This window comes from Psychrobacter sp. K31L, from assembly GCF_017942195.1.
Lineage (GTDB): Bacteria > Pseudomonadota > Gammaproteobacteria > Pseudomonadales > Moraxellaceae > Psychrobacter > Psychrobacter glaciei.
Genome location: NZ_JAGKSC010000016.1, coordinates 1 through 6,334, shown reverse-complemented (window position 1 = coordinate 6,334; position 6,334 = coordinate 1). Strand labels below are relative to the sequence as shown.

Genomic DNA, 6,334 nt, shown 5'->3' with positions numbered 1-6,334 from the left:
TCAGCAAGCTTTTGTACACGCGGATCTTCAATATCAGCGCGGCTACTGGTTAAAATAGCAATCGAGTGATGCGGTATCATGGCTTGCATCCAATCGACTTGATCGACAGTTGCTTGTGATCGCACGCCCCAAATACCAACAGCAAACATCAATACGCTCAGACCATAAATCATTAAGTTGACCTTGGTCTTCTTATACATATTGGTCATAAATGCCAACATGACCACTGCCATACCGGCACCCATGTAGAGCGCCATATAAGCTCGGGTTTCACTAAAATAAATATGATCCCATTCATAAGTATTGAAATACATCATGATGTACATCACAATCGTAGACGTCACAATCATCAGAGTGAACTTTACATACGGGTTCATGCCCTGTTGATGATCCATGTTGTTTTGATCTGAAGCATTCATAGTATATCCCCTATTATTTTAATAAAATTAGAACCAGAATTTGACCCCCGCAGTCAAACTACTGCTATCAACCGATTCATTTTCTTGACGTCGTTGACCACGAGCCTTGCCAAGCGCTGTCTCATAACTCACGCCCACATAAGGGGCTAGCTGGCGACTGAACGTCTCATAAGTCAGCCTAACCTCGGTTTCCATCTCATTAAAGCCCTTGGTAATACCATTATCATGGTCATCTTTACTAAAGGCTGTCAGTCCAACCTCCGGTATGACCACCCAATGCTGATCCAAACGCCATTCATACTCTGCCCCTAAATCAAGACGAAGTTGACCATCGGTATATAAATAGGCTCTCGCATCTGTTTCGATGAAATACGGCGCGGTGCCGACAATACCTGCCATAAGGGCAGCGTTATCGTTTTCAGTATCGTAAGCGACACCAGCTTCACCATTCCAGAAAATGCTCAGTGGTTTCCAATAAGCAAGCGAGCTCAAGCTATCGATTTCTTTATCATCTTTAGTCTGAGCACTACCTTCCGTGCGTAGCCTTATACGATTACTATCAGTACCATACCAACCCGTCGCCTCGAAGTTAATTTGATCCTCATCAAACTGATAGCCCAAGTCGTCTACTGATACTCCCCATAATGGCATGCTGCCCATCATCATTGGCTTACCATACTGCCCATAGGGAACTCCGTTTGAATAGTCTGGACTGCGAGCATCGGCTGGTGGCTGCCCGCCTTGCATCCCAGACATATCCATGCCGCTATGATCCATACCAGACATATCGCCTGACATATCCATACCGCTGTGATCCATATCAGACATATCCATACCAGACATATCCATACCAGACATATCCATACCAGACATATCCATGCCACTATGATCCATACCAGACATATCGCCTGACATATCCATACCGCTGTGATCCATATTCGACATATCAGCAGCCGTTGCAAACGATGAGGTGAGCAAGACTAGCGATGACAAACCAATGAATGGCAGATTTTTCTTAGATACTTTCATAATAAGCCTCATATTCGAAGGTTTGTTAAACGACGGCAACTTCTCTGAACATACCGGCTTCCATGTGATAAAGCAGATGGCAATGCCACGCCCATCGTCCAACTTCACCCGTCACATCGAAGCTAATTTTTTGCGCTGGCTGCACCACAATCGTATGTTTACGTACCTGAAAGTCTCCAGATGGGGTGCGCAAGTCGCTCCACATACCATGCAGGTGCATCGGATGATTCATCATGGTGTCATTGACTAAGGTGATGCGCACGCGCTCGTTAGGCTTAATATTAACAGGCGTTGCATCCTTAAACATGACACCATCTAGCGCCCAGATATAGCGCTCCATATTACCCGTTAAATGTAGCTCGATCTCTCTAGTAGGTTTGCGCTGCTCTGCCAATACTTGCTCATCCACGGAGCGCAATTGATCATAAGTCAAAACCTTTCTATTAATATCACGCAGGTTAATACCAGGATCATCGAGGTTCATACGTGGACTGTCGACGCGCATATCACTCTTGAAGTCATACTCGGTCTTAGCATGTTTTGCTTTGTAGCCTTTGTCACCCATCGCACCCATCATATCGGCCATGGTCAGCCATTCGATCTTGTCCATAGCAGGTATTGCAGCACGAGCGCCTTTTTTGGTCGCAAGCGTGGTCGCAACATAGCCCGAACGATCAATGTTTTGGGCAAATATGGTATGTGCATCTTTGGTCGGCGTGACGATGACATCATAAGTCTCAGCCACCCCAATACGGAAATCATCAATCGCAACGGGCGCGACATCATTGCCATCCGTTGAGACGACGGTCATTTTCAGACCCGGTATACGCACATCGAAGATGGTCTGTGCTGAGCCATTGATAAAGCGCAGTTTGACGGGCTGTCCCGCTTTTACTAGCTGTGTCCAATTGGCGGCGGTGGTTTTACCATTCATAAGGTAGGTAAAGGTTTTTTCACCAGACAGATCGGTAAAATCTGTCGGCATCATGCGCATCTTATTCCACATTTTGCGCTTGTCATAAGCGGCTTCTAGATCTGTTGCGGCAATATCAGACAATAGCTTTTTAAAATCTGGCAAATGGTAGTTATCAAAGTCAGCGCGCTGCTTTAATAGCTTTAGCAAGTTATGCGGATCACGATGTGTCCAATCACTCAATAAAATCACGTGATCTTCGGCGACTGGGTGGCGTTCGCGGCCTTTAGGCTCAATGACGATAGCGCCGCGCATTCCAGTTTGCTCTTGAAAGCCAGTATGGGAGTGATACCAATATGTACCTGACTGAATGAGTTTGAATTTATAGGTAAAGGTACTGTTCGCAGGAATACCATCAAAGCTGATACCTGGCACACCATCCATCTCAAATGGGACGAGCAAGCCATGCCAGTGAATAGAGGTCGACTCATTCATCTGGTTATGGACACGGATGGTCACGGTATCGCCTTCTTGCATCTTTAGCGTTGGCGCTGGCAGTGAGTCATTGATGAGGGTTGCCATACTCGACTTGCCATTGACAGTAACGGGCTTCTTGCTGACATACAGGTCAAACTCATTACCGGTTAGGATAGGTACGATATGGTCAGATTTATCACTGTTGACGGCTACGTTTTGTTGACCTTTTCCGAGCGCACTATTGGCAATAGACGGCAGTGTGGATAGCATGGAGGCCCCTAATAGAGTAGAGGACCCTGTCAAAAAACGCCTACGGTTAAGCATATTCTTGTTCATAATTATTTACCTAACTTAATCCATGAAATGGGAGTTGAGCTTATATATTTATCAGTCAAGCTTGTGTCTTCGACAGCCCATTAGTAGCGCTGGATAAGATATTTAAACGTCACTCAAACTATAATTGCTGCTGCGGTGATTCAATGGTTGCATAAATGGCTGTTGAGCCATCTTTGTTAAGTTGCATCACTTTATACGGCATAAATTTATCTTGATATTCCATACCAGGGCTACCAACTGGCATGCCAGGTACGGCAAGACCAATCGCATCACTTGGTGGGTTTTTTAGGAACTGTGCCATATATTTGGCAGGGACATGACCTTCAAATACATAGCCGTCAGTAGTGACGGCGGTATGACAAGAGCGCATCTGCTGCGGTACGCTGTAGCGCTCTTTAAACAAGGACAAATCTTCGACGTTCTGTGCGGTTGCATTTAGGCCATGACCTTCGACATAACCGACCCATTCTTTGCAGCAGCCACAATTGGCGTCTTTATAGACGGTGGCTGAGATATTTTTTAGGATAGTTGGCTGGGTGTCTGAATGAGCACTGACAGGTATTATTTCCGCTTTTGGTTGCTCTGTTTGCGCGGTTTGCGTAGCGGTCGTTGGCTCAGTCGCTGGTGTTGAGTCAGCAGCAGCGTTAGGTTGACTACAAGCCGCTAATAATAGTGAAGATGTCATCATCACCAAAAGAACACGACCAGATAACCGGTTGTGTTCACTAGAAAATATATTGGTATAGCGTCTCATAAAATCACTCCTGAGCGTTTATCTGACGATCAAATTTATAAAAATTAAAGCCGTAACACTGACCAAAGTAGTATTGGTAAAGCTTAAATCGCAAAAGGCAGCACTATTTAGTACTGCATTTCTTACGAATAATCAATGTTGCATGCCGGATCCATCACCAGACATATCCATCTCACCATCAAATGACATGTCCAACATATCATCGTCTATCCTAGTCGTTAACATGGTGTATTGATTTTCATTTAAGTCAGGTAACGATCTGATAAAAGCGACCATTGCCCACATTCTATCGTCATCGTGCGAAGCGCCCCATGCTGGCATACCTGATGCCATAATGCCGTGTTTGATGGCCCAAAAAGCTTGCTGAGCACCGGCATCGGTCTTATAGCGTTCAACCAATTCAACATTGGTAAAACTTGGCGGCTTAGGATATAAACTGGCGCTAAAATCAGTGCTTTCTACCCCAGGAGACAAGTGACAACCTGCACACATATCTTTGTAATCGGCACCGCCCGAGCTGATCATTTCTGTCTTTTCTAAGTTGGGAACCGTAATGTCCTTACTAGCATTCGCTATTGAACGCGTGCGGGCAGTCTCTAAAAAATTGTAAACCAGTGGACTATGGGCTTGATCAGCGCCGATATTTATCACACCACTAGTCACTACAATAAAAATACCCACAATCGCGACAAAGACGGTAAAAAGTATTCCTAGTAAAAACTTCATAGGTTTGTCCTAAAAATCCATTTTTGTTAATATCCAATTACTGCTCGACAAAACCATCTAACAATAATATTGAATTTCTACGATCCACTTCTATAAGATCAATGCCTAAGAGTCACTTTTACTAGTAACACAGTGCTTTTGATACATCGCTTTCATTTTGCTCATGTTGGTCATCATGGCTTTCATAGCAGGATCGTTCATATCCATTTTGCTATGATCCATTTTTCCCATCATATCCATGTGTTTTTCCATCTTTTCGCAGTTCATCTGATCTTTCTGCGCATGCATTTTTGGGTCGTGCGCCAACGCTGACGTTGAAACAACTAAGGCTATAGCAGTGGCTACGATTGATTTAGATAGTGGCATTGATTTGAATAATGACATGGTAAATCCTTATTTGATTTGGTATAAAGTCAAAAAATCTTTGGGATGTTAAGTTATTTTAAAGCTTACTTCATTGATTCTGACAGAGAGATGACAGCAAGATTACAATATTGTCATCTTGCTGTTTTTAGTTTTTAATGTTGCTTGTATTCATTTAGTATTGAGGCAGCATTAGAATCACGATCACGTCCATACTTATCTACGAAATACTTTTCAGACTGTAGATGCTGATCTTTGTGTTCGATTTCACAAGCCACTCGTGCATCATTATAGCGCTTCATTTGCGTACTAGAAACTTGCGCATCGTTGTGATCCAAGTTTTTTGCAAAGTCAGTAACCGCATCACAGTTATTGATGACTGAAGTACTTAGCTCGGTAGTGTGCGCATTAGCCGCAGTAATACCAATAAGTACAGAAGCCGATAGCAGTACTGCTTTTTTGAATGAACCATATGTTTTCATGTAAAACCTCTTTTGTAAGTTGTTAGATATTTAAGTTGTTAGATATTTGAATTGATTACCTGTGAAAATAATTCATAGTCGCTAGGTATGAACAACTATGTTTCATTCATACAGATTAGCAAAAGAAGACTGACAATCTGATTACGAGCAGATGACATCTTTGTCAGCTACCAGTCAATTTTGTCATCTGTGTGGGTTAAAACGTTAAATAATTATAATCGTACTGAGGAATTACCATGAAAGTACTGCTGGTAGAAGATGAGTTGAAGCTTGGCGAGTACATAAAAAAAGGTTTAACGGAAGCTGGTTTTATTGTGGATCATCACATAACAGGTTTAGATGGCTATCATGCATTGATGACGGAAGAGTTTAGCGTGATACTGATGGATGTCATGCTACCTGATGTTAGTGGCTTTGAGCTGGTGCGTAATTACCGAGCGGCAGGTAAGCGTACTCCCGTGCTGTTTTTGACGGCAAAAGATGACTTAAGTGACAAAATAAAAGGGATTGAGATTGGGGGCGATGATTATTTGACCAAGCCTTTTGCGTTTGCAGAATTGATCGTTAGAATCAAAAGCTTATTACGACGTGCCAATCAATCCGATTATCAAAGTACGATTATGCAAATAGCGGATCTTAAAATGGACATTGCCAAGCGCACTGTGCATAGAAAAGACAAGGCTATTAAGCTCACGGCAAAAGAGTTTTCTTTGTTACAGTTTCTATTAGAGCGCCGCGGTGAGGTGCTACCGCGCTCAGTCATTGCTTCTCAAGTATGGGATATGAATTTTGAAAATGATACCAATGTGATTGATGTGGCGATAAGGCGTCTTCG

Annotated in this window: 8 protein-coding genes; 1 reads left to right on the top strand and 7 read right to left on the bottom strand. The window is 43.2% G+C overall.

Annotation, left to right across the window (positions count from 1 at the left end; all coding sequences use genetic code 11):
* The 7 genes from J5X94_RS13740 to J5X94_RS13710 form a co-directional block, all read right to left on the bottom strand.
* Window positions 1-419: DUF305 domain-containing protein (locus J5X94_RS13740; protein WP_210541609.1), on the bottom strand; the 419-nt coding region annotated here is incomplete at its 3' end.
* A gap of 27 nt (window positions 420-446) precedes the next feature.
* Window positions 447-1,448, bottom strand: a complete 1,002-nt coding sequence (locus J5X94_RS13735; protein ID WP_210541608.1) for a copper resistance protein B — start codon at window positions 1,446-1,448, stop codon at window positions 447-449.
* Between the two features lie 25 nt (window positions 1,449-1,473).
* On the bottom strand, window positions 1,474-3,174 hold the full coding sequence (locus tag J5X94_RS13730) for a copper resistance system multicopper oxidase (RefSeq protein WP_323128914.1): 1,701 nt from the start codon (window positions 3,172-3,174) through the stop codon (window positions 1,474-1,476).
* Window positions 3,175-3,292: 118 nt separating this feature from the next.
* Entirely contained in the window at window positions 3,293-3,928 is a 636-nt protein-coding gene (locus J5X94_RS13725; RefSeq protein ID WP_210541607.1) for a DUF411 domain-containing protein, read from the bottom strand.
* A 132-nt stretch (window positions 3,929-4,060) separates the two neighbouring features.
* A complete protein-coding gene (locus tag J5X94_RS13720) occupies window positions 4,061-4,654 on the bottom strand; it encodes a c-type cytochrome (protein WP_210541606.1) in 594 nt (197 codons plus the stop codon).
* Window positions 4,655-4,759: 105 nt separating this feature from the next.
* Entirely contained in the window at window positions 4,760-5,038 is a 279-nt protein-coding gene (locus tag J5X94_RS13715) for a hypothetical protein (RefSeq protein WP_201588556.1), read from the bottom strand.
* A gap of 134 nt (window positions 5,039-5,172) precedes the next feature.
* A complete protein-coding gene (locus J5X94_RS13710) occupies window positions 5,173-5,499 on the bottom strand; it encodes a hypothetical protein (protein WP_189585232.1) in 327 nt (108 codons plus the stop codon).
* Between the two features lie 236 nt (window positions 5,500-5,735).
* Between J5X94_RS13710 and J5X94_RS13705 the strand changes: the two genes are divergently transcribed.
* Window positions 5,736-6,334 (top strand): response regulator (locus J5X94_RS13705; protein ID WP_210541605.1); only part of this gene is annotated, 599 nt, incomplete at its 3' end.

What these genes read in the sequence shown, in the direction of transcription:
- J5X94_RS13735 (WP_210541608.1), bottom strand. Translation starts at nt 1,448, where the DNA reads ATGAAAGTATCTAAGAAAAATCTGCCATTCATTGGTTTGTCATCGCTA.
- J5X94_RS13730 (WP_323128914.1), bottom strand. Translation starts at nt 3,174, where the DNA reads ATGAACAAGAATATGCTTAACCGTAGGCGTTTTTTGACAGGGTCCTCT.
- J5X94_RS13725 (WP_210541607.1), bottom strand. Translation starts at nt 3,928, where the DNA reads ATGAGACGCTATACCAATATATTTTCTAGTGAACACAACCGGTTATCT.
- J5X94_RS13720 (WP_210541606.1), bottom strand. Translation starts at nt 4,654, where the DNA reads ATGAAGTTTTTACTAGGAATACTTTTTACCGTCTTTGTCGCGATTGTG.
- J5X94_RS13715 (WP_201588556.1), bottom strand. Translation starts at nt 5,038, where the DNA reads ATGTCATTATTCAAATCAATGCCACTATCTAAATCAATCGTAGCCACT.
- J5X94_RS13710 (WP_189585232.1), bottom strand. Translation starts at nt 5,499, where the DNA reads ATGAAAACATATGGTTCATTCAAAAAAGCAGTACTGCTATCGGCTTCT.